The 22,567-nt window shown below is 73.8% G+C and carries 15 protein-coding genes and 2 tRNA genes; 10 read left to right on the forward strand and 7 right to left on the reverse strand.

The features are described 5' to 3' along the window. The first annotated feature begins 353 nt into the window (after positions 1 to 353). Both VNF07_01905 and VNF07_01910 read left to right on the forward strand, forming a co-directional pair. Positions 354 to 426: transfer RNA gene (locus tag VNF07_01905), tRNA-Asn, on the forward strand. 22 nt (positions 427 to 448) lie between these two features. Beyond that, positions 449 to 521, forward strand: a tRNA-Ile gene (locus VNF07_01910). Between the two features lie 173 nt (positions 522 to 694). On the opposite strand, the gene rpoD is transcribed toward VNF07_01910, so the two are convergent. From rpoD to VNF07_01945, 7 genes are read right to left on the reverse strand one after another with little or no spacing between them, the layout of a single operon-like run. Further along, entirely contained in the window at positions 695 to 1,792 is a 1,098-nt protein-coding gene (gene rpoD, locus VNF07_01915; GenBank protein HVB04988.1) for an RNA polymerase sigma factor RpoD, read from the reverse strand. Next, complete coding sequence (dnaG, locus tag VNF07_01920; protein HVB04989.1) at positions 1,789 to 3,705, reverse strand: DNA primase; 1,917 nt, start codon at positions 3,703 to 3,705, stop codon at positions 1,789 to 1,791. The genes rpoD and dnaG overlap by 4 nt, the downstream gene beginning before the upstream one ends. Positions 3,706 to 3,741: 36 nt before the next feature. Beyond that, positions 3,742 to 5,052: a glycine--tRNA ligase gene (locus VNF07_01925; GenBank protein ID HVB04990.1), complete on the reverse strand. Its 1,311-nt coding sequence runs from the start codon at positions 5,050 to 5,052 to the stop codon at positions 3,742 to 3,744. Between the two features lie 9 nt (positions 5,053 to 5,061). Then, positions 5,062 to 5,805 (reverse strand): DNA repair protein RecO, encoded by a 744-nt coding sequence (gene recO, locus VNF07_01930; protein ID HVB04991.1) that lies wholly within the window; start codon positions 5,803 to 5,805, stop codon positions 5,062 to 5,064. After that, a complete protein-coding gene (locus tag VNF07_01935; protein HVB04992.1) occupies positions 5,806 to 6,039 on the reverse strand; it encodes a hypothetical protein in 234 nt (77 codons plus the stop codon). Beyond that, positions 6,036 to 6,755, reverse strand: coding sequence for a polyprenyl diphosphate synthase (gene uppS, locus VNF07_01940; protein HVB04993.1), 720 nt, complete (start codon positions 6,753 to 6,755; stop codon positions 6,036 to 6,038). Before uppS ends, VNF07_01935 begins: the two co-directional genes overlap by 4 nt. A gap of 30 nt (positions 6,756 to 6,785) precedes the next feature. Continuing rightward, positions 6,786 to 7,412: a bifunctional precorrin-2 dehydrogenase/sirohydrochlorin ferrochelatase gene (locus tag VNF07_01945; GenBank protein ID HVB04994.1), complete on the reverse strand. Its 627-nt coding sequence runs from the start codon at positions 7,410 to 7,412 to the stop codon at positions 6,786 to 6,788. An 88-nt stretch (positions 7,413 to 7,500) separates the two neighbouring features. Between VNF07_01945 and VNF07_01950 the strand changes: the two genes are divergently transcribed. The 8 genes from VNF07_01950 to VNF07_01985 all read left to right on the forward strand — a co-directional run. After that, positions 7,501 to 8,202: a phosphoadenylyl-sulfate reductase gene (locus tag VNF07_01950; protein HVB04995.1), complete on the forward strand. Its 702-nt coding sequence runs from the start codon at positions 7,501 to 7,503 to the stop codon at positions 8,200 to 8,202. A gap of 44 nt (positions 8,203 to 8,246) precedes the next feature. Beyond that, positions 8,247 to 9,908, forward strand: coding sequence for a hypothetical protein (locus VNF07_01955; GenBank protein HVB04996.1), 1,662 nt, complete (start codon positions 8,247 to 8,249; stop codon positions 9,906 to 9,908). Continuing rightward, positions 9,905 to 11,203, forward strand: coding sequence for a Coenzyme F420 hydrogenase/dehydrogenase, beta subunit C-terminal domain (locus VNF07_01960; protein ID HVB04997.1), 1,299 nt, complete (start codon positions 9,905 to 9,907; stop codon positions 11,201 to 11,203). The genes VNF07_01955 and VNF07_01960 overlap by 4 nt, the downstream gene beginning before the upstream one ends. Then, a complete protein-coding gene (locus VNF07_01965) occupies positions 11,200 to 11,541 on the forward strand; it encodes a hypothetical protein (protein HVB04998.1) in 342 nt (113 codons plus the stop codon). Before VNF07_01960 ends, VNF07_01965 begins: the two co-directional genes overlap by 4 nt. 24 nt (positions 11,542 to 11,565) lie before the next feature. Beyond that, positions 11,566 to 14,613, forward strand: a complete 3,048-nt coding sequence (locus VNF07_01970) for a PD-(D/E)XK nuclease family protein (protein HVB04999.1) — start codon at positions 11,566 to 11,568, stop codon at positions 14,611 to 14,613. Next, positions 14,610 to 17,885, forward strand: coding sequence for a UvrD-helicase domain-containing protein (locus tag VNF07_01975; GenBank protein HVB05000.1), 3,276 nt, complete (start codon positions 14,610 to 14,612; stop codon positions 17,883 to 17,885). Before VNF07_01970 ends, VNF07_01975 begins: the two co-directional genes overlap by 4 nt. Beyond that, on the forward strand, positions 17,882 to 19,804 hold the full coding sequence (locus VNF07_01980; GenBank protein ID HVB05001.1) for an ATP-dependent DNA helicase: 1,923 nt from the start codon (positions 17,882 to 17,884) through the stop codon (positions 19,802 to 19,804). The genes VNF07_01975 and VNF07_01980 overlap by 4 nt, the downstream gene beginning before the upstream one ends. A gap of 624 nt (positions 19,805 to 20,428) precedes the next feature. Continuing rightward, on the forward strand, positions 20,429 to 22,567 hold a 2,139-nt coding region (locus VNF07_01985; protein HVB05002.1), incomplete at its 3' end, for a hypothetical protein.

Raw genomic sequence — 22,567 nt, forward strand, 5'->3', positions numbered from 1 at the left:
CGGTGCTCGTCGCGGTCAACCTCGAGGGGATCGCGGCGGCGAGGGCCGCGGTGGGCGCCAAAGCGTCAGAGGGCGGGAGTAGCGTTGCTGGGCATGAGGAGTGATGCGATCACCGAGATTGAGCGTCCCTGGATGGAACTCGTCGGGCGGGCCGGCATCCCCGCGGCTCGCGACGAGCTCGTTGCCCGAGGTGTGACGCATGCGAAGGCTGCGGGCATCGTGCTTTGGCTCGCTGATCAGGCCTCTGGCCGTCGCCTCACCAATTCAGTGACGGTGAGCAGTTATCGGCAAGCCCTCCGTGGGATAGACCCTCTAGGCGGTCCGATGGAAGGGGTATCGTCGAGGCGTTCTATTCCGGGGTAGCTCAATTGGCAGAGCATGCGGCTGTTAACCGCAGGGTTGAGAGTTCGAGTCTCTCCCCCGGAGCTGCACGTCGCCGCTCCCGCACGGGGCCGTAGCTCAGTGGTCAGAGCAGGGGACTCATAATCCCTGGGTCGCTGGTTCGATCCCAGCCGGCCCCACAGCCCCACCTCGCCTCACCGCGTCACAGGCGCACCTCGTCACAGCCCCACCAGCCGTCACAGCCCCACCTTCCGTTCCGCCCCGCCTCGCCTCATGACCCTGAGAGCGGCCACAGCCCCCCACCAGGTGCTTCGGCGCCGGCGGACGCTGCCGGCTCGCGTGCGGCCGCGGCTCAGTCGGCCTCGAAGTAGTCGCGCAGAGGCCGCGAGACCGAGGGCTGGCGGAGCTTTGCGAGCGTCTTCATCTCGATCTGGCGGACCCGCTCGCGGGTCACCCCGAACATCTGGCCGACCTCCTCGAGGGTGCGGATCCGTCCGTCGTCGAGGCCGAAGCGCAGGCGCACGATCTCCTGCTCGCGCGGCGAGAGCTCGCGCAGCGCCCGCTGCACGGCCTCGTTGAGGAGCACCCGCGTCGCGGCGTCGACAGGGATCTCGGCGCCCTGGTCCTCGATCAGGTCCGAGAGGCTGAAGTCGTTCTCGTCGCCGATCGGCTGCTCGAGGGACATCGTGTCCTGGCTGATGCGCTGGATCTCGCGCACCCGCTCGACGGGGAGCTGGACGCGCAGTGCGATCTCCTCGACCGTCGGCTCGCGCGCCAGCTGCTGGGAGAGCTGGCGCTGGACGCGCACCACCTTGTTGATCGTCTCCACCATGTGCACGGGGATGCGGATGGTGCGCGCCTGGTCGGCGACGGACCGCGTCACCGCCTGGCGGATCCACCAGGTCGCGTAGGTGGAGAACTTGAAGCCGCGGCGGTAGTCGAACTTCTCGACGGCGCGCATCAGCCCGAGGTTCCCCTCCTGGATGAGGTCGAGGAAGGCCATCCCGCGGTTGCGGTAGCGCTTGGCGATCGAGACGACGAGGCGCAGATTGGCCTCGATCAGCAGGTCCTTGGCCTCCTGGCCCTCCCGCAGCTGCTGCTCGAGGAGGCAGCGCTCCTCGTCGGCGAGCTCGACCCCCTCCTCGAGGCGGGCCGCCGCCGCCTGGCCCTTCTCGATGCGCTTCGCGCAGAGGACCTCGAGATCTTGGGAGAGCAGCGAGACGCGCCCGATCTCACGGAGGTAGGCGCGCACGGTGTCCGCCGCCGGCGAGCCCCCCGAGCCACCGAAGTTCCCCGAGCGCAGCGAGCGCAGCGCCTCGTCGTCGGGGTCGCTCGGCGACTCGTCGCGGCCGCGACGGCCGCGCGGAGAGCGCAGCGAGGTGGGAGTCGGTTCGGGAGTGGCCGGGGGGGGGTCGGGCGGCTCGTGACGGTCGGCACTCGAGGTCGTCAAGATTCGTGCTCCCGGTTCTCAAGCCACGCTAGCAACCGCTCCGCTGCGTCCAACGCGGGCGAACGGACGCCCTCTTGGAAGAGCGGGTCGCGCAGGGACTCGAGGCACGACTTCGCCTCGCGCACCTCGACGGTGGCCGCCGTCAGCGCAGCGGCGTCTCCCTTCAGGGCCGCGAGGCGCGCCGCCCGCTCGACGCTCGCGAGGGCGCGCGTGGAGGCGAGGCGGACGAGCTCGACGAAGGTGCCCTCGATGCCGATCTCCGCCGCGCCCTCGCTCACCGCCAGGCGGCGGAGGAGATCGGCGACCTCGGGGTCGGCGTGGTCGGTCGCCTCGTGGAACTCCGTCGCGCCGGCGAGGGCGTGAAAGGCCCGCCGCTGCACGGGGTCGGTGAAGAGCACCTCAGAGAAGCGCCCGGCGACCTCTTCGGGGCGGTTGATCGCGAGCACGAGGGCATCCCGACCGGCGCGCGCCTCGGCGCCGTCGGGGCGCCGCCGCGGCCCCCCCTCTCCTTCGAAGCCGGGCTCGTCGCGCGGCGGCGGCCCCTCCTCCTCAGGTGCGGCCGGCGGCGCCTCGGCGGCGGGGCGCGGCGCGGCGGCGCGCGCCTCGACAGGGTGGGCGACGGCGTGCGCGAGCAGCTGGCGCAGCTGGTCGAGGCCGTGGTGGGTGCGGTCCGAGAGCCCGAGCAGGTACTCGTCGCGCACGAGCGGGCTCGGGTGCGCGGCGATCACGGCGATCGCCTCCTCGGCGCGGCGCGCCCGTGCCTCGGGGGTCGAGAGGTCGCCGCTCAGCACCTGGTCGAGGAGGAAGGCGAGGAAGGGCTTGGCGTTCGCGACCGCCTCGCGCAGCACCTCGGGCGCGCTGCGGGCGAGGTCCGCGGGGTCGCTTCCGGCCGGGAAGGCGGCGACAGCGAGCTCGAGCTCGTGGCGCCCCTCCCACTCGAACAGGCGCGCCGCGGCGTGCTGGCCGGCGGCGTCGGAGTCAAAGCACAGCACGACGCGCTTCGCGAAGCGGGAGAGGAGGCGGAAGTGGTCCTCGGTGAGGGCGGTCCCGCACGTCGCCACCGCCCTCGGCAGGCCGGCCTGGAAGAAGCCGATCACGTCGGTGTAGCCCTCGCAGACGATCGCCTCGTGCTGCAGGGTGATGTCGCTCTTGGACCAGTTGAGGCCGTAGAGGGTGGCGCGCTTCTGGTAGATCGGCGACTCGGGGGAGTTGCGGTACTTCGGCCCCGCCTCGCCCGGCATCGTCCGCAACTCCTCGGGGAGGTAGCGGCCGCCGAGGGCGATCACCCGGTCGCCGGCGTCGAAGATCGGGAAGATGAGGCGCTCCCGGAAGGTGTCCTGGGTCCGGCCGCGGCTGTTCTCGAAGGCGAGGCCGCTCTCGCGCGCGAGCGCCGCGGGGAGCTTCAGCGCCCTCGTCAGCTCGTCCCACTTCGCGGGGGCGAAGCCGAGGCGGAAGCGGCGGACGATCTCGCCGTCGTAGCCACGGCTCCGCAGGTAGTGGCGGCCCCGCCCCGCGTCGGGGCTCTTCAAGAGCTGCTCGTGGTAGAAGTCCGCCGCCGCGCTGAGCGCCTCGTAGAGCGCCGGTCGCCGGGTGCGGGGGCCGTCGGGGGAAGGGTCGGCGTCGTTGCGCACGGTCATCCCGACGCGCGCCGCGAGGCGCTCGACCGCCTCGACGAAGTCGCAGCCCTCGACGGCGCGCACGAAGCTGATCGCGTCCCCCGAGGCCTGGCAGCCGAAGCAGTGGTAGACGCCGGCCTCGGCGTTCACCGAGAACGAGCCGCTCTTCTCGCTGTGGAAGGGGCAGAGGCCGACGAAGCGGGTGCCGACCTTGCGCAGCGAGGTGCGCTCCCCGATCAGCGCCACGATGTCGATCGCCGCCCGGACCTTCGCGATGTCCTCGGGGGGGATCGCCACCGCCGCGACGGTAACCGCAGCGCGTCCCGGTCGCGCCTACACGCCGATGCGCCGGGAGAGCTCCTCGACGAGGCCGTCGACAGGCACCCGCACCTGCTCGGTCGTGTCCCGGTCGCGGATCGTCACCGCCTTGTCGTCCAGGCTCTCGAAGTCCACGGTGACGCAGAGCGGCGTCCCGATCTCGTCCTGGCGGCGGTAGCGGCGGCCGATGGACTGGGTGTCGTCGTAGTCGCAGAAGAAGCGCCCCCGGCAGCTGCGGGCGACCTCGCGGGCGAGGCCGTCGAGGGGCTCCTTTTTGGAGAGGGGGAGCACCGCCACCTGGTACGGGGCGAGGCGGGGGTGGAGGCGGAGCACGACGCGCTTCTCCCCACCGACCTCGTCCTCGTCGTAGGCGGCGAGGAGGAAGGCCATCATCGCCCGCGTCGCGCCCGCCGCCGGCTCGATGACGTGCGGGACGTAGCGCTCGCCGGTCGCCTGGTCGAAGTACTCGAGGCGGGTGCCGGAGGCCTCGGCGTGCGCCTTCAGGTCGTAGTCGGTGCGGTTGGCCACGCCCTCCAGTTCGCCCCAGCCCCACGGGAAGGTGAACTCGATGTCGGCGGTGCCGGCCGAGTAGTGGGAGAGCTCCTCGGGGTCGTGCTGGCGGAGGCGCAGCATCGAGCTCGGGATGCCGAGCGACTCGTACCAGGAGAAGCGCTCCGCGCACCAGTACTCGAACCACTTCGGGCTCTCTTCGGGTGGGACGAAGTACTCGAGCTCCATCTGCTCGAACTCGCGGGTGCGGAAGACGAAGTTCCCCGGCGTGATCTCGTTCCGGAACGAGCGCCCCTGCTGCGCGATGCCGAAGGGGGGCTTCAGGCGCATCGAGGTCATCACGTTGGCGAAGTTGACGAACATCCCCTGCGCGGTCTCCGGGCGGAGGTAGGCGACGGAGGCCTCGCTCTCGACGGGGCCGACGAAGGTCTTGAACATCAAGTTGAACGGTCGCGCCTCGGTGAGGTCGGTCGAGCCGCAGTTCAAGCAGACGCCCTCGATCTGGTCGGCGCGCAGCCGCTCGTTGCAGCTCCGGCAGTCGACGAGCGGGTCGGTGAAGGTGGCGAGGTGACCGGAGGCCTCCCAGACCCGCGGGTTGGTGAGGATCGCGGCGTCGATCGGCACGACGTCGTCGCGCTCTTGGATCATCGATCGCCACCAGGCGCTCTTCACGTTGCGGAGCATCAGCGTGCCGAGCGGCCCGTAGTCGTAGGTCGAGCGGATGCCACCGTAGATCTCGGCGGAGGGGAAGACGAAGCCCCGCCGCTTGGCGAGGTTGACGATCGCGTCGAATCGGTCGGGGGATTGCTCGGGCATGCCCGCAGGCTATCGGGGCGAGATGGGGTGCCTGAAGGCGAGATCCTCGAGTTGGCGCGCCGTTCGCAGGCGGCGGTCGAGGTGCGCCTCCATCGCCGCCGTGCCGAGCTGTTCGAACAGCCGCGCGGTGACGGGCTCGGTCTCGGCGATGGCGCGCGCGAGGCCGCCCGAGAGCACCTGGCGGAGGAGCGCGACGACCTCCGGACCGACCGCCTCGCCGCGGCGGCAGCCCACGCAGAGCAGGCCGCCGATCGTCGCGTCGAAGGCCACGAGCGGCTCCCCCGCACCGCAACGGGCGCAGCGGTCGACGACCGGGCCGACGCCCTCGATGCCGAGGAGCTTGAAGGAGAAGGCGCCGAGGACGACCGGTGAGGCGCTCTGCTCGAGGGCGCTGAGCGCCCCCTTCAACAGGGCGAAGAGCTCCGGCGCGGGCTGGCGCTCCTGCGCGACCTGGTCGGCGATCTCGAGCATCGTGAGCCCCCGTGACAACCGCGAGAGGTCCTCGCGCACGGCGCGGAAGGAGTCGAGGACCTCCGCCTGGCTCACGACGTCGAGCTCGCGCCCCTGCCAGAGGAGCAGCGAGAGGTGTGAGAGGGGCTCGACGCGCGCCCCCAGCCGGCTCTTGGTCTTGCGGACGCCCTTGGCGACGGCGCGCACCTTGCCGTGCCCGGGGGTGAGGAAGCTCACGATGCGGTCGGCCTCGCCGAGGCGGTAGGTCCGCAGTGCGATCCCCTCGTCGCGGTAGAGCCCCATCTAGTGCCCGCCGCCGCGCATCCTCCCGCCGAGGGTGATGAGGGCCACGCCCACCACCACGACGACGAGGGCCCCGAGGGCCGGCCGGAAGCCGATCGCGGCGAGGAAGGCGATCGCCAGCAGGCCGGTGAAGCCGAGGGTCAGCGCGACCAGCCGACCGACGTGGTCGCCCAACCAGACCATCGCGATCTCGCGCGTCGCGATCCGCCGCTCGCGCGGCGTCCGCTCGCTCACGTCTGCACGCCGCCGTAACGGCGGTCGCGCTGCTGGAACTCGCGCAGCGCATCGAAGAGGTGCTCGCGGCGGAAGTCCGGCCAGAGCACGTCGGTGAAGAGCAGCTCGGAGTAGGCGAGCTCCCAGAGCAAGAAGTTGGAGATGCGAGACTCGCCCGAGGTGCGGATCACGAGGTCGGGGTCGGGCATGTCGGGGTGGTAGAGGCGCGACGAGATGCTGCGCTCGTCGAGGTGGCGGGGGTCGAGGCCCTCGGCCACGATGCGGCGGACGGCGTCGACGATCTCGGCCCGCCCCCCATAGTTGAAGCAGATCGTGAGGGTGAGGGTGCGGTTGCGGGCGGTGAGCGCGACGGCGTCGTCCATGTGACGCACCACCCGCTTCGGCACCCGCCAGTCGCGCCGCCCGGAGAAGCGGATGCGCACGCCCTTCTCGTGGAGCTCGTCGCGGTGGCGGGTGAGGAGGCCCTCGTTGAAGTTCATGAGGAAGCGGACCTCGTCGGCCGGTCGCCGCCAGTTCTCGGTGGAGAAGGCGTACATCGTGAGCCAGCCGACCCCGACCTCGAGGCCGCCCTCGACCGTGTCGAGCATCGCCTCCTCGCCCGCCGAATGGCCGTCGGTGCGCTGCAGGCCGCGGGCACGCGCCCAGCGGCCGTTGCCGTCCATCACGAAGGCGACGTGAGAGGGGAGCCGCGTGCGGTCGATCCCCTCGGCGGACATCAGGTCAAGCTACCTCGCGGCTCCCCGCCGTCAGCCGCGCACGGTGGCCGTGAGCTGGCGCTCCAGCCACTCGGCGGCGACCGCATCGGGTGCGGCAGCGGTGGCGAGGGAGTCGATGAGCGCGCGCCAGTCCCGCCCCTCGCTCGCGGCACCCGCCGCCAAGAGCGCCTGCCGCAGCGCGGCGACGCGCTCGGTGAGGGGCCCCATCTCCCCGCCGAGGTCGGCGGCGAGATGGTCGCGGAGCCAGCTGGCGAGCGCCGGGGAGTAACCGTCGGTCGAGACGGCGACCGAGAGGTGCCCCTCGCGGTGCACCGCGGGGAGGATGAAGCTGCAGTGCTCGGGGTCGTCGGCCACGTTGACGAGCACGCCAGCGCCCTCGGCGTCGGCGGCGACGGCGGCGTCGACCTCCGCGACCCCCGTCGCGGCGATCACGAGGTGGAACTCCGCGGCCTCGCCGGAGCGGTAAGGGCGTGCCGCCCGGCGCAGCGGGAGCGCCGTCGCTGCGGGAGAGAACCGGGGGGCGACCATCGTCACCGACGCCGCCGCCTCGAGCAGCGCCGTCGCCTTGCGGGCGGCGATGGCACCACCACCGACGACGAGGCAGGGGTGCCCCTCGAGCACGAGGCTGACTGGGAGGCCGGGTGAGGAGAGCGGCACGGGACGAGTCTAGGAAGCCGCCGCCGCGGCTCCGCTGGAATTCCTGACCACTAAGGTCAGGTATAGTCGAGCGCATCGGGAGGCCATCGTGAGCGCTGCTGTCGGTACCACCTCGGGTCTCGGGAAGACCCCCGCAACCGACGCCGCCGCGCAGTGCGAGGAGGCGGCGAGCCGCCTCGAGCAGGCGTCGGCGGAGGAGATCATCGCCTGGACCGTGGAGCGCTTCGGTGGCGACCTCCTCCTCGCCTCCTCGTTCCAGGACGCAGTCCTCATCGACCTCGCCGTGAAGGTGAAGCCGGACATCGAGGTCCTCTTCCTCGACACGGGCTTCCACTTCCCCGAGACCCTCGCCTACATGCGCGAGCTCGGCCGGCGCTACCAGCTCAACCTGCGCATCGAGGAGAGCGGCCTCTCCTCCGAGGAGTCCCCCTGTGGCAGCGCCCAGTGCTGTGAGCTCCGCAAGGTCGTCCCCTTGCAGCGGGCGATCGCCGGCAAGGCGGCCTGGATCACCGGCCTGAAAAGGGTCGACACGCCCGAGCGCGCCGACGCCCCCGTCGTCAGCTGGGACGCCGCGAAGGGCGTCGCCAAGGTGAACCCGCTCGCCACCTGGAGCGACGACGACGTCGACGCCTACGTCGCGGAGCACGGCCTGCTGCGCCACCCGCTCAACTACGTCGGCTACATCTCGATCGGCTGCGCGCCGACGACCCGCCCCGTGGCTCCCGGCGAGGACCCCCGCGCCGGGCGCTGGCCCGACAGCGACAAGACCGAGTGCGGCCTGCACCTCTAGGGGTGCCCCGCCGCCACGACGCCAAGCAGCAGAGGACCCTTCCCGTGGAGTTTCTCCGTCCCTATCGCCAGGTGGGCGAGCTCAACCAGGTCGAGCAGTGGAAGCTCGCCCGTCATCCCCTCGACGTCGCTGACGCCGTCCGCGAGCGCTACAGCCTCGAGGGCGCCGACGTGATCGGGGCGACCCCCGGCGAGGCCGAACGCCTGAAGTGGGTCGGCCTCTACCCGCAACGCCAGGGCGGTGACGCGTTCATGCTGCGGGTGAAGGTCCCGGGCGGCCGTCTCACCGCCGCGCAGGGGCGCGTCATCGGCGAGGTCGCGGTCGAGTTCGCCGTCGGCCCCACCGCGCATCCCCGCTGGGGCAACCGCTACTGCGACCTCACGACCCGCCAGGACATCCAGCTGCACTGGATCCGCATCGAGGACGTCCCCGAGATCTGGCGCCGCTTCGAGGGGGTCGGCCTCACGAGCATCCAGGCCTGCGGCGACTCGGCCCGCAACGTGCTCGGCTGCCCGGTGGCCGGCGTCGACGCCGAGGAGGCCTTCGACGCCTCGGCGATCGTCGAGGAGATCTCCTCGTACTTCACCAACAACCGCGAGTACGCGAACCTCCCCCGCAAGTTCAAGATGAGCGTCACCGGCTGCCTCGACGACTGCGCACAGGCGGAGATCAACGACATCGGCCTCTGGCCGGCGCGCCTTTCCGACGGGACCCTCGGCTTCAACCTGCTGGTCGGCGGCGGCCTCTCCGACGGCCCCCGGATGGCTTCGGACATCGACGTCTTCATCGGCCTCGACGAGGCCCTGGAGTGCACGCGCGCCATCGCGCAGCTCTTCGGCGAGCTCGGCAACCGGGAGAACCGGGGCTTCTCGCGCATGCGCTACCTCGCGCAGGAGCTCGGCCCCGAGGGCTTCCGCGAGGAGCTCGCCCTCCGTGCGGCGTTCCCGCTCAGGCCGGCCGGGGAGTCGCTCACCCGCGGCTACCGCGGCGACCACGTCGGCGTCCACCGCGAGCACCGGGAGGCGACCTCCTACGTCGGGTGCTCGGTCCCGGTCGGCCGGATGAGCGGCGAGGAGCTGAGCGAGGCGGCGGCGCTCGCCGAGCGCTACGGGGACGGCGAGCTGCGCCTCGCGACGGACCAGAACTTCGTGCTCACCGGCGTGGGCGACGCTGCGCTCGAGGAACTGCTCGACGAGCCGCTGCTCGCCCGCTACTCGCCCTTCCCGGGCCCCTTCAGCAGGGGTGTGGTCGCCTGCACCGGGAGCGAGTTCTGCCGCTTCGCGATCGTCGAGACCAAGGAGCGTGCGGTCGAGTGGGCCGAGGAGCTCGACCGGCGCTTCGCGGACGCCCTCGGCGGCCCGGCGGGGGCGCGCGAGCGCGCCGAGCAGTCCGTCGTGCGGATGCACTTCTCCGGCTGCTCGGCCTCCTGCGCGCAGCCGCAGATCGCGGACATCGGCTTTCGCGGCGACACCGCGCACGTCGGCGACGACATCGTCGAGGCGGTCGACCTCTCGATCGGCGGGAGCCTCGGGAGCTCGGCCGCCTTCGGCACCTGGCTGGTGGGCGCCCTGCCGGTGGGTGAGGTCCCCGCCGCGGTCGGGGCCCTCGTCGAGCAGTTCACCGCGGAGCGCGGCGAGCACGAGCGCTTCCACGAATGGTCCCGGCGCGCGGGCGCCGCGGGCGCCCTGCGGGCGGCGCGGCCGTGACGGACCTCCTCGATCCGCCCGTCGCCGCCGACGCGCCCGCCGACGAGGCGTTGCCACCCTTCCGCCTCCGCGAGTCGATGAACGGCATGGGCGAGGTACCCGGCAAGGTCTGGTTCTTCGAGCTCGCGGCGGCGGTGATCGACGCCGACCGCTGCATCCGCTGCGGGACCTGCATCGCCGCCTGCCCGACCGACTCACTCGGCGTGAACGCCGACGACCTGCCCTACCTCGTGAAGATGTGCACCGGCTGCTCGCTGTGCTGGGACTTCTGCCCCCGCGGCGGCCTCCGCTACGAGGCGACCTGGCCCGAGGCCCGCCTCGCCCCGGCGCTGTCGTCCGCCGACGGCCTGCCCGACGTCATCACCGGCGGCCCCGCGGCTCCGGATCTCGGTGTCGTGCGCGAGGGCTACGCGGCGCGGGTGCGCGCCGAGAGCAAGTACCGCGCACCGGGGGCGCAGGACGGAGGGGTCGTGACGGCGATCCTCCTCGCGGCGCTCGAGGAGGGGACGATCGACGGGGCGCTCGTCGCGCGCGAGGACCCCACCACGCCGTGGCGCGGCGTGCCCCACCTCGCGACGACCCGTGAGGAGATCATCGAGGCCGGCGGCAGCTTCTACAACCAGACGCTCGCCCTCGCCGCGCTCGACCTCACCAAGACCGGCCTTGGCGCCGACGCCCGCATCGCCCTCGTCGGCACTCCCTGTGAGATCCAGGGGATCCGGGCGCTGCAGTCGCGCGAGTGGCGCTGGGGCTCGTCGCGCGTCGACGCCGTGACGCTCACGATCGCGCTCCTCTGCACGAAGAGCTTCGACTACCGCAAGCTGATGCTCGGCGATATCGCGACGGTGCGCGACATCCCCCTCGAGGAGGTCGGCAAGGTCGACGTCATCCACGGGCGCTTCTTCGTCTGGGACAGGCAGGGCGCAGTCCTTGTCGACGAACCGGTGAAGGCCTTCCACGGCGCCGCGCTGAAGGGCTGCGACGAGTGCGCGGACTTCCTCGGGCGGGGCGCCGATCTCTCGGTCGGCAGCGTCGGCTCCGATGCGGGGTACTCGAGCGTGCTGGTGCGCACCGCGGCGGGCGCCGCGGCGTTCGCCCTCGTCGCCGAGCAGCTCGAGATCGGCGAGATCGAGCGTCCCGAGGCACTCGAGAAGCTCGACCAGTTCGACAAGCGGACCGCCGCGGCCGCGCTCGCCCGACCGCTCGACCCGACGGCACCGCTGTTCATCGACTTTGCCGAACACCTCGAGCGCTACGGCCCCACGGACCGAGCGCCGGTGTGGCAGGGCCGGTGACGGTCGAGCAGGCGCGGCGACGACCCCGGCAGAGCACCACCCCCGATCTTTCGATCAGCCCGGCGCCGGCGGCCCTCTCCGCCGAGCTCCAGCAGCTCCTCGCCGAGGGCCACGTCGACGCGGTGGAGCGCTTCGCCCGCCGGCTCGCCGAGCGGCAGTGGCGGCAGTGGCGGGCCGAGCTCGCGCCGCTCGGCCTCACCGCCGCGGCCTTCCGGGCGATCGTGCTCGCCTACCGCCAAGAGGTCTGGCTGTGGGGGCGGGGCGACCGCAGCTGGGAGCAGATGATGGAGGGGCTGCGCGGCCGCGTGCTGCGCCGCGCGGGAACCCCGTCGGTGTGACACCCCGACCCTAAGCTCGCCGGAGTGCCGGTCAAGGTCCTCTCCGCCCCGAGCTGGCGCGAGACGACCGGGACGCTCGACCAGCTGCTCGCCGCCGCGCAGGCGCGCTCCCCGCTCGACCCGGTGACGGTCGTCACGCCGACGGCGCGCAGCGCGGTCGGGCTGCGCCGCGAGCTGGTGCGCCGGCGGGCGGCGGCCGGCGGTCCGCAGGCGCTCGCCAACGCTCGCTTCATGGTCCTCACCCGCCTCGCCGGCTTCCTCGGCGGGCCGGCGCTCGAGGCGGTGGGGCGCCGTCGGGGGACCCGTGCCGATGTCGGCGCCGCGCTCTCGGTCGAGTGCCAGCACGCGCCGCCTTGGCTCCGCGAGGCGCTCGCCCATCCGGCGGGCGAGGCGGAGCTCGTCGAGCGCTACGAGGAGCTGCGGGGGGCGTCCTCCGGCGCCCTCAGTCGTCTGGCCCTCGGCGACCGTCGCAGCAGGGAGCTGGCGGCGCTCCTCGGCGCGGTGCGCGCCCGCCTCGCGCCCCGCTGCTACGACGACGTCGACCTCTTCGAGAGCGCCAGTGCGGCGGCGCGTCGCGGCCTTGCGGCGACCTTCGGCAGCGTCATCGTCCACCTCCCCGAACGCCTCCGCCCTGCGGAGGTCGAGCTGCTCTTGGCGCTCGGCGAAGGCGGTGAGCTCACCGTCGTCGCCGACCCCGAGCACAGCGAGCTCGGGGCGTTGCGGACGCTCCCCTCACCCGAGCCTGCCGGCGCGGCGCTCTCTGACCCGGTGGAGTTCTCCGCGCTCCTCGCCGCGCCGGACCCCGCCACCGAGGTGCGCGAGGCGGTGCGCCTCGTCCTCGGGCGGCTAGAACGGGGCCTCGAGCCGGAACGCGTCGCCCTTGTCCACAGCCACGCGAGCCCCTACGCCCCGTTGCTCGCGGCAGCGCTCGCGACGGCGGCGATCCCGTTCTCCGGGCGCGCCCCGCTGCCGCTCGACGCGGCCCCCTCGGCGCGCTTCTTGGCGCGGCTGTTCGCGCTGTCGCGCCGCTCGCTGTCGCGCCCCGGGCTCTTCGCGCTGCTGGAAAGCGCCCCGCTCGACGAGGCGCAGGTCGGGCCGGCGGCGCGCGCCGAGTGGGACCGCTGCTCGCGCCTCGCGGGCGTGACCGGTGGCGACCTGTCGCACTGGTTCTCCAAGCTGCTCTCGCTGCGCGACGCGGCGCGCCGCAGCCTGGCGGAAGCGGGTGGGCGCGGTGGCGGCGCGCTCGGGCGGGCGCGGGCGGAGCGCAGCCTCGCGGCGCTCCGCACCTTCCTGCCGTGGCTGCGCGCGCTCGACGAACAGCTCGCCGCCCTCGAGCGGGCGCGCCGGTGGAGCACCCTGGCGGCGGCGTGCGGAGCTGCCCTCGACGCGCTGCTCGGGCCCGCCGAGGTGCGCGCCGCGTGGCCGGGGTGGGCGGGAGACGCCGACGCGCTCGTCCTCGGCGTCCTCGACGAGCTCGCCCTCCTCGACGACATCGACGACCGCCCGACCGGCGCCGCGGCCTTCGGCGAGCGTCTCGCGATGGCTTGCGTGCGCCCCGGCCCGCACGTCGGGACGCTCGGGAGCGGTGTCGCCGTCGGCGCGCTCGAACAGTCGGTGGGGCTCGACCTCGACCTCCTCGTCGTGCTCGGCGCGTCGGACAAGGAGCTGCCCACGGGGCCGCCGACGAGCCCGCTCCTCTCGGCGGGCGACCGTGCCCGTGTCGGCCTCGAGGTGCCCGGCGCGGCGGGGAGCGCCACCCTGCACCGCCGTCGCCTCCTGCTCGCGCGCGCTGGCGCGCGCGAAGCGGTCGCGAGCTACGCGACGGCGACCGCGACGGGTGGCCAGCGGGGACCGTCCCCCCTCATCGCCGGGCCGGCCCGGCGACTCGGCCGCCACCTCGCGAGCCTCGGTGCGCTCGCCCGCGGCGAGGGCGCAGCGCTCGACGAGGCGGAGTGGTGCGCGGCGGCGCTCTCGTCAAGGGGTGGCGGCCGCGGGGACCCCGACGGCACCGCCCTCGCCCTCGGCGGTGCGGTCCTCGGTCGCGCCCTCGCCTTCTTGCGAGACGAGCGACGCCCCGCCCGCCCGCTCGTCGCGGGCACGGCATCCCTCGTCTCCCCGGTGCCGTTCTCCCCGACGAGCCTCCAGGAGTACGCGACCTGCCCCGCCCGCTACCTCCTCGGCCACGTCTTGTCGCTCGAGGTCGTGGAGGACCCGGCGCTCCGGCTGTTCGTCGACCCCCGGGACCGCGGCTCGATCGTCCATGAGGTGCTCGAGCGCTTCGTCGGCACGCTGATGGCGGGCGGGGCCGGCGACGAGGGCGAGGAGGAGGCCCGTCTGCGGGCGATCGCCGAGGAGGTCTTCGGGCGCTACGAGCGGCTGGGGCGGACCGGCAAGAGCGTCCTCTGGGAGCTCGAGAAGCGACGGCTGCTGCGCATCCTCGAGGCCGAACGTCGAGCCGACCTCGGCCGCCGCAGCGCGGGTGTGCTGCCGATCGCGCTCGAGCACGCCTTCGGCTTCGGCGGGAGCGAACCGGTGCGGGTGGCGGTCGCCGCAGGCCAGCTCGAGTTCCGGGGTCTCATCGACCGCGTCGACCGCACGCCCGCGGGGGTGCAGGTCGTCGACTACAAGACGGGTCGTCCCGACGAGTTCCGGGCGATCGCCGGCGACCCGGTCGACCGTGGGCGCCACCTGCAGCTGATGGTCTACGCGCTCGCCGCCCGCGCGAGCTTCGGCGACGGCGCCCTCCCGGTGCGCGCCGCCTACCGCTTCCTCGGCCCGGTCCCCGAGGAGGTGGGGCTCGAGCTCGACGAGAACAAGGTCGAGCGCTTCGCCGAAGCGACCGAGGTCCTCGTCTCGTCGATCAACTCCGGGCGTTTCCCGGTGCGCCCCGGCGAAGCCGCCTTCGACGGCTTCAGCAACTGCCGCTTCTGCGACTTCGACGCGCTCTGCCCGGCGGACCGCGCCGAGCGCTGGGAGTCGGCGCGCCGCGCCCCGGCACTCGACGCCTTCCGATCGCTCGTCGAGGAGCCCTACCTGGCCCCCGAGGCACCGCCGGTGCTGGTGTCGACATGAACGCGACCGGGGACTTCGCCGACGCCGCGGCCCGCCGCTCGATCCGCGAGGAGCTGTCCGCGACCCTCTTCGTCGAGGCGGGGGCGGGAACGGGCAAGACGGCGGCCCTCGTCGGCAGGATCCTCGAGACGGTCCGCTCGGGCCGCTGTTCGCTCGGGGAGATCGCGGCGATCACCTTCACCGAAGCCGCAGCGGCCGAGCTGCGGGAGCGGATCCGCACCGCTGTGACGACCGCCGCGGCCGAGGCGCCCGCGGACCTGCGGCTGCGCGCCGCTGCCGCGGAGGTCGGAGAGGCCGTGATCACGACGATCCACGGCTTCTGCAAGCGGCTGCTCGGGGACTTCCCCCTCGAGGCGGGCCTCCCGCTCCGTTTCGAGGTGCTCGACGACGTCGCCGCCACCGTCGCCTTCGAGCAGCGCTTCCTCGCCTTCCTCGACTCGCTCTACGACGAGCCCGGAGCGCGCGCCCTCCTCGCCGCCGCCAGCTGCCTGCAGATCACGCCTCCCCAGCTGCGCCTCCTCGCCCGCCAGCTCGACGAGCGGTGGCACGAAGCGCCCTCGGGGGCCCTCCCCGGCGGGCTCGAGGCCGAGATCGAGCGTCGCGTCACCGACGCGGTGGGGCGCGTCGTCGACGGCTGCGACGTCCTCGCCGGCCTCGCCGCGCAGTGCCGCGACGGTGAGGACGCGCTGGCGCGGCGGATCGCCGGCCTCGCCGCCGAGCGTCGGCGGGCCGAGGAGGGTGCGGACTGGATGGACGCGCTGCGCTGGCTCGTCGAGGTGCAGATCCGCCGCGCGGGCAACCTCGGGAGGCGCGAGAGCTGGGCGCCGGTCGAGGTGCAGGAGGTCCGCGACGCGCTCGCCGGCGTCGAGGCGGCGCGGGCGGAGGCGCTCGCCGGCATCGCCGACCTCGTCGTCTCGTCGCTCGTCACCCGCCTCGGCGCCGAGGCGCACCGCGCCGCCGCGGCCCGCCGGAGCGCCGGCACCCTGTACTTCCACGACCTGCTCGTCCTCGCCGACGAGCTGCTGCGCCGCTCCCCGCGGGCGCGGGCAGCGGCGCGCGGGCGTTTCCGGCGCCTTTACGTCGACGAGTTCCAGGACACCGACCCGCTGCAGCTCGAGATCGTGCTGCAGCTCGGCACCGCCGAGGGGGCGACGGCACCCGAGGCGGGGCGGCTGTTCTTCGTCGGTGACCCGCAGCAGTCGATCTACCGCTTCCGCGGTGCCGACGCCACGGCCTACCTGCGGGCCCGCGCCGCGCTCGGAGTGGGGGAGCCGACCCGCCTGTTCACGAACTTCCGCTCGGTCCCGGCGGTGCTCGAATGGGTGAACGCCGTCTTCGCGCGGCTGCTCGCGGGGGGCGCCGGCTACACCCCCCTCGTCCCGGTGCGCACCCCTTTCGCCGGCCGGCCCTCGGTGACCGTGCTCGGCGGCCCCCTCGACGAGCAGCTCACGCAGGCCGAACGGCGCGAGGTCGAGTCGGCGGAGGTCGCCGCGACGATCGCCGCAGCCGTCGACGAAGGCTGGCCGGTCCGCGAGGAGGAGCGTGCGCGGCCCGCCTGCTACGGCGACATCGCCGTCCTCGTGCCCCGTCGCACGGGCCTGTTCACCTTGGAGTCGGCGCTCCAGTCCCTCGACATCCCCTACGTCGTCTCCTCGAGCACTCTCGTCTACAACTCCGCGGAGGTGCAGGCGCTGCGCGCCGCGCTCGGCGCGCTCGCGCCGGGCGCCGACGAGCGCGCCGTCTTCGCCGCGCTGCGCACGCCGCTGTTCGGCTGTGACGACGGCGAGCTCGTCGCCCACCGGCAGGCGGGCGGGAGCTTCTCCCTCGCTGCTGGGCCCGGCCAGCCCGCCGGCCCGGTGACGGAGGGGATCGCCGTCCTCACCCGCCTGCACGACGACGCCTACCGCCTCGGCGTGGTCGGGCTCCTCGGCGAGCTGCTGCGGGAACGGCGGGTGCTCGCGCTGCACGCCGGCTCGGCGCGTCCCTCAGAGGCGCTGCGGCGCGTCGAGTTCCTCGTCGACCGGGCGGGTGCCTTCGAGGCCGCGGGGGGCGCGACGCTCGCGGAGTTCCTCGCCTTCCTCGACCTCGAGGGCCAGAGCGGCGTGCGCAACGTCGAGCTCCCCACGGCGGACGCGGCGGAGGACGCGGTGAGGATCCTCACGGTGCACGGCGCGAAGGGCCTCGAGTTCCCGATTGTCGTCCTCGCCGAGCTCGGGGGCGCCCCCTCGGGGGCGGCCTGGGGGCCGCGGCTGCTGGCGGGGGAGGGCCGCCTCGAGGCACGACTGCGGGGCGGGGTCGAGACCGCCGGCTTCGCGGCGCTCGCCGAGCGGGCCGACGGCGAGGAGCTCGCCGAGCGCCTGCGGGTGGCCTACGTCGCGGCGACCCGGGCGCGGGACCACCTCGTCGTCGCGCTCCATCACCGGCCCGCCAAGAGCGAGGCCGCCCGCTCGCTCGCCGAACGGATCGCCGATCTCGACGCGCTGCCACCGGTCGCCCGCCGCGCGCCGGCGCCCGGCGCCCGGCGCGCCGGCGCCCCGCCCGCTCCCGCCCTCCCGCCGGCACCGCTCGGCGCGGCGGAGCTCGACAGGTGGCGGCAGCAGCGGGCCGACCTCGCGCGGCGCCTCTCGCTCGCCCCCGGCGTCAGCGCCACCGGCCTCGCCCCGCCCCTCGTCCACCGGCACGGGGCCGCGACGCAGATGGACCCCGAGGCGGGCGACTGGCGGCGCCCCCGCGCCGGGACAGCCGTCGGCCGGGCCGTCCACCGCCTCCTCCAGGAGTCGGGGCCGTCGCCCGGCTTCCCGCTCACCCCCCTCGCCGACGCGCTCTCCCTCGAGGAGGGCTGCCCCGCGGAGGCAACCACCGTCGAGCGGCTCGCGCGCGCCGCGCTCGCGAGCCCGGTCGTGCGCCGCGCCGCGGCGAGCGCCCGGCACTGGCGCGAGCTGCCGCTCACGATGCGGGTGGCCGGGGGGACGCTCGAGGCGGTCGTCGACCTCTGCTTCGAGGGGCCGGAGGGCCTGGTGATCGTCGACTACAAGACCGACTCCCTCTCCTCGCTCACGGAGCTCTCCGAGCTCGCCGAGCACTACCGCCCCCAGGTCGGGGGCTACGCGCTGGCGCTCGAGGCGCTCGGCGCCGGCCCCGTCAGCGAGGCCGTCCTGCTCTTCCTCTCCGTCGCGGGGGGCGTCGTCGAGCACCGCGTCCCGGATCTCGGCGCTGCCGCGGCTGGCGCGCGCGAGCGTGCCGAGCTGCTCCTGAGCGGCGCCGGCAGGTGAGCGCCGACGCGCTCGACGGGGCCCTCGGCCACATCGTCTCCGGCCTTCCCGGCGGCGGCGAGGCACGCGAGTCACAGACGCTCATGAGCCACGCGGTCGGGCGGGCGATCGAGGGCGAGCGCCACCTGTTCGTGCGCGCCGGGACCGGCACGGGCAAGTCGCTCGCCTACCTGCTCCCCGCGATCCTCTCCGGGCGACGGGTGGTCGTCGCGACCGCGACCAAGGCGCTCCAGGACCAGCTCGCGGGGAAGGACCTCCCGGCGATCGCCGCCCGCCTGGCGCGCCCGTTCACCTTCACGGTGCTGAAGGGGCGGGCGAACTACCTCTGCGTGCAACGCCTGCGGGAGGGCGAGGTGAACGGCGAGCAGGGCGAGCTCGGCGTCACCGAGCGCGGCGCGCGGCGGGAGGACCTCTCGACACAGGCGGTCGCGATCGCGAAGTGGGCGACCGAGACCGAGACCGGCGACCGGGCCGAGCTGCCCATCGAGCCGGACCCGCGGGTCTGGTCGAGCTTCAGCGTCTCCTCGGACGAATGCCCCGGTGCCTTCCGCTGCCCCTCCGGCGGCGACTGCTTCGTCGAGTCGGCGCGGGCACGGGCGGCCGAGGCCGAGGTGATCGTGGTGAACCACCACCTCGTCGGTGCCCACCTCGCGAGCGGGGACGTGGTCCTCCCCGAGCACGACGTTGTCGTGGTCGACGAGGCGCACGAGCTCGAGGACGTGATGACGGCGAGCCTCGGCGTCTCGATCTCCGCGGGGCGGCTGCGCGGCCTGCTCGTCTCGCTGCGCTCGGTGCCCGCCTCGGGCGCCGGCGAGCTCGCCGGCCTCGGGCGCGACCTCGCGGCGGCGGCCGACCAGCTCGAGGCGGCCTTCGAGGGGCTCGTCGGCAAGCGGCTCTCCGCCGAGCTCCCCCCTGCCCTCGCCGAGGTGGTCGAGCTCTGCCGGGCACGCGTCGAGCGGCTGGAGCGGGCGATGGGGGCCCTCGCCGGAGGGAGCGCCGAGGGCGGTGCCGTGCCGGCGCAGCGGGCGCAGCTCGCCGCCGGCCGGCTGCGGCTCGACCTCGACCGCCTGCTCGCGCACTCCGAGGACGACGTCGCGTGGGTGGAGGGCGGCGCGCGCCCGAGCCTCGAGATCGCCCCCATCGAGATCGCCCCCCTCCTACGCGAGCGCTTCTTCGGCGCGCACACCACCGTGCTCACCTCGGCGACCTTGCCGCCGGGGCTCTCGGCGCGCCTCGGCGCCCCGCCCGAGCGGACCGACGAGCTCGACGTCGGCAGCCCCTTCGCCTTCGAGGAGCAGGCGCTCCTGTACTGCGCCACCCACCTGCCCGACCCGCGGGCGCCCGGTGCCGAGGCGGCGCTGCACGACGAGATCGCCCGCCTCATTGAGGCCGCAGGGGGGCGGACCCTCGCGCTGTTCACGAGCCACGCCGCGATGCGCGCCGCCGCGGCGGCGCTGCGCGGCCGGCTGGCCTTCCCGCTCCTGCAGCAGGGCGACGGGAGCAAGGAGGCGCTCGTCGGCGAGTTCCGATCGAGCCCGGAGACCTGCCTGTTCGCGACGATGAGCTTCTGGCAGGGGGTCGACGTCCCGGGATCGACGCTTTCGCTCGTGATCATCGACCGAATCCCCTTCGGCCGCCCCGACGATCCGCTGCTCTCGGCGCGCCGCGAGCGGGCCGGGCCACGCGCCTTCCAGCTGATCGACGTGCCCCGCGCCGCGATGCGCCTCGCGCAGGGCGCCGGGCGGCTCGTCCGCAGCTCGGAGGACCGCGGGGTCGTCGCCGTGCTCGATCGTCGCCTCGCCGTCGCCTCCTACCGCTGGGACCTCATCCGTGCCCTGCCACCGATGCGGCGGACCAAAGACCCCGACGAGGTGGTCTCCTTCCTGCGGGCGCTGCGCGGCTCCGTTTCGGAGGAGTAACCGCCGTCACGCGGCAGTGATATAGCGAAATAAGTCGCTGGTCCGCAGATCTATTCACCGATTAACGAATCGGCAATTCACCCTAAATATGTGAACGAACCGGCGTGGTGCTGCGTGGCGTCCGCCGCTGGCGCGCGGCGTGCACCCGCGACGGGGGTGTCGCTCCCCTCGCCCGGGCGGCCCGGCGCCGGGCCGTCCAGGCAGCGCCGCCGGAGGGGGCGGCTGCGGTGACCGGGCCACTCTGCTGGTGCACATGAGCAGGAGACTTTGCCGTAGGTTCGGACCCCCCCCGCCGGTTCCGGGCCGCCGGGAGGCGGCGTCGCCCTTGCGGAGGCAGGGCCGGCGCCGCCCGCCGCAGCCGGGCGGCCGGTGACGCAGAGTGGCGGCTGTGGGCTTTAATAACCACGATCCGTGTTCGCCCGAACGCACTGAGTGCTGGCCGAAACATTCTCTTCTGATCAGGCTGTAGTTGGCTTGCTATCAGGCCGTATGTCTACCCATACTTTTCCTGTTCACCATGAGGGCGACGACGGGCTAGCAGTGACGCGAGACAGATCAACGGAGGCGAGGACCGCCTCCGATAGCCGCACACCGGAGGGATCCGCCCTTCCGAAGCGCGCCCGCGTGGCCGGCCGCCGCCGCTTCGCCGCCCGCGTGCGGCGCCTCGTGCTCGCCCTCGGCGTCGTCGTCCTGCTGCCCGCTGGCGGTGGGCTGGCCGTCGCGTTCGACGCCGCACCCGCGGCCGCGAGCTCGGGCGCGACCTTCACGACGGTGAACGTCGCTGCGGACGGCGGCGACTTTTGCCAAAACGGTTCCGGCAACGTCAATTGCAATATCTATTCCGGCCAGCAGTACGTCTGGCTGAATGGCGGCCCGAGCAAGGCGAGCCTTCCGGACGGCACGTACTTCTTCGCCGTGCTCGTCCCCGGTAGCCAGGAGAATCCGAACGACGGCCAGACCGGCAACCTCTCCTCGCCGTACGACAGCTACACCAACCGCACCTTCACGGTGCAGAACGGCGTCGTCAACTACTCCGGGACCCACGACTTCGCCGACGGCGAGATCCGCCTCTACCCCTACGCCGACACGACGAACTCGGGCGACGAATACGACGTCGCCGTCTGTAAGTACGACCCGTCGACCTACTCGCCGTCGGCCGGAGTGGGGAGCAGCTCCTGCAAGTACGACAACTTCAAGTCCGACCCGGGCGCCACCGGCGCCACCGGGGCGAGCGGCGCAAGCGGCGCAACCGGGGCGATCGGACCGCAGGGCCCCACCGGGGCGACAGGTCCGACCGGCTCAACGGGGGCGACCGGTGCGACCGGCCAGACGGGTAGCACGGGCGCCACGGGTCCGCAGGGCCCGATCGGTGCGCAGGGGCCGACGGGAGCTACCGGTGCGGCTGGGGCAACGGGCAACACGGGCGCACGTGGAGCGACCGGGGCGCAGGGCAACACGGGCGTGCGTGGCGCGACGGGAACGAACGGCGCGGCTGGGTCGAACGGGGCGACCGGTGCAACCGGCCCGCAGGGCCCGATCGGCCCACAGGGCCCGACGGGCGCCATCGGAGCGACAGGTGCCACCGGCCCGACAGGTGCCACCGGCGCCGTCGGCACGAACGGTGCTACTGGCTCCGCCGGATCCCGCGGCGCCACCGGTGCCGCGGGTGCGAGCGGAGCGACCGGCCCGCAGGGGCCGACCGGACCGCAGGGCCCGACGGGCGCCACCGGCGCGACCGGCGCGACCGGAGCGCAGGGTGCTACCGGTCAGCGGGGTACGACCGGTTCGGTCGGCCCAACCGGCGCGACGGGCATTCAGGGGCAGACCGGCGCGTCGGGAGCCACGGGGGCGAAGGGCAACACAGGCCCACAGGGCCCGGCGGGTCCTGCGGGGTCTGGCGGCAACGTGTGTCCTGGCAAGAAGTGCGAGTCAGTGCTCGCCGACGCTTCCTGGGCGCCGGGGGCGCAGGTGACTCCGGGCGAGTCGATGTCGATCGTCTACATGGACGACTCCGCATTCGGATCGATCGCGACACTCACGGTCGACGGCCAGAGTGTGGCGGCGACCGTTACGCCGACGTCGGGTTATCCGCAGAACTACGTCGACACCTACGGAGGCTCCACCGCCGCGAAGAACCAGCAGCTGATCACTTTCAAGGTCCCCTCCACGGTGACCAACGGCACCGGTGTGATCAATCTGTGCGTCGCTGACGGCGACGGCGACGGCGACTGCCTGCCCGCTAGTTACGGCACCGTCAATGTCTCGGGCGGCGTTAGCAATCCGACGGGGACGCAAGGGCCGACCGGCCTTCAAGGCGCTACCGGCGCGACCGGGCCCAACGGCGCAACTGGGGCCCAGGGGTCTAATGGCGCGACCGGCGTCACGGGAACGACCGGTGCCACGGGTGCGCAGGGTCCGTCGGGGCCGCAGGGGCCGACGGGCGCGGCGGGTGCGACCGGCGCCGCCGGCGTTGTCGGAACCAACGGCGCAACGGGCACGGCCGGCGCCACGGGCTCGAGGGGCAGCACGGGTGTCACCGGCTCCAACGGCAACACCGGCGCGACCGGCGCGAACGGTGCCACGGGTGCCACCGGCGTCCAGGGCCCGACCGGACCGCAGGGCCCGACGGGTGCCACCGGTGCCACCGGTGCCACCGGCTCCCAGGGCAACACCGGCGCGACCGGCGCCCAGGGCCAGAGCGGGACGAACGGCCAGAACGGCGCGACCGGCGTCACCGGCCAGAACGGCTCCAACGGCAACACC

The organism is Acidimicrobiales bacterium (assembly GCA_035533595.1).
In the GTDB taxonomy this organism is placed as follows: Bacteria; Actinomycetota; Acidimicrobiia; order Acidimicrobiales; family Bog-793; genus DATLTN01.

What these genes read in the sequence shown, in the direction of transcription:
- VNF07_01925 (HVB04990.1), bottom strand. Translation starts at nt 5,052, where the DNA reads ATGCCCGAGCAATCCCCCGACCGATTCGACGCGATCGTCAACCTCGCC.
- recO (HVB04991.1), bottom strand. Translation starts at nt 5,805, where the DNA reads ATGGGGCTCTACCGCGACGAGGGGATCGCACTGCGGACCTACCGCCTC.
- uppS (HVB04993.1), bottom strand. Translation starts at nt 6,755, where the DNA reads ATGTCCGCCGAGGGGATCGACCGCACGCGGCTCCCCTCTCACGTCGCC.
- VNF07_01975 (HVB05000.1), top strand. Translation starts at nt 14,610, where the DNA reads ATGAACGCGACCGGGGACTTCGCCGACGCCGCGGCCCGCCGCTCGATC.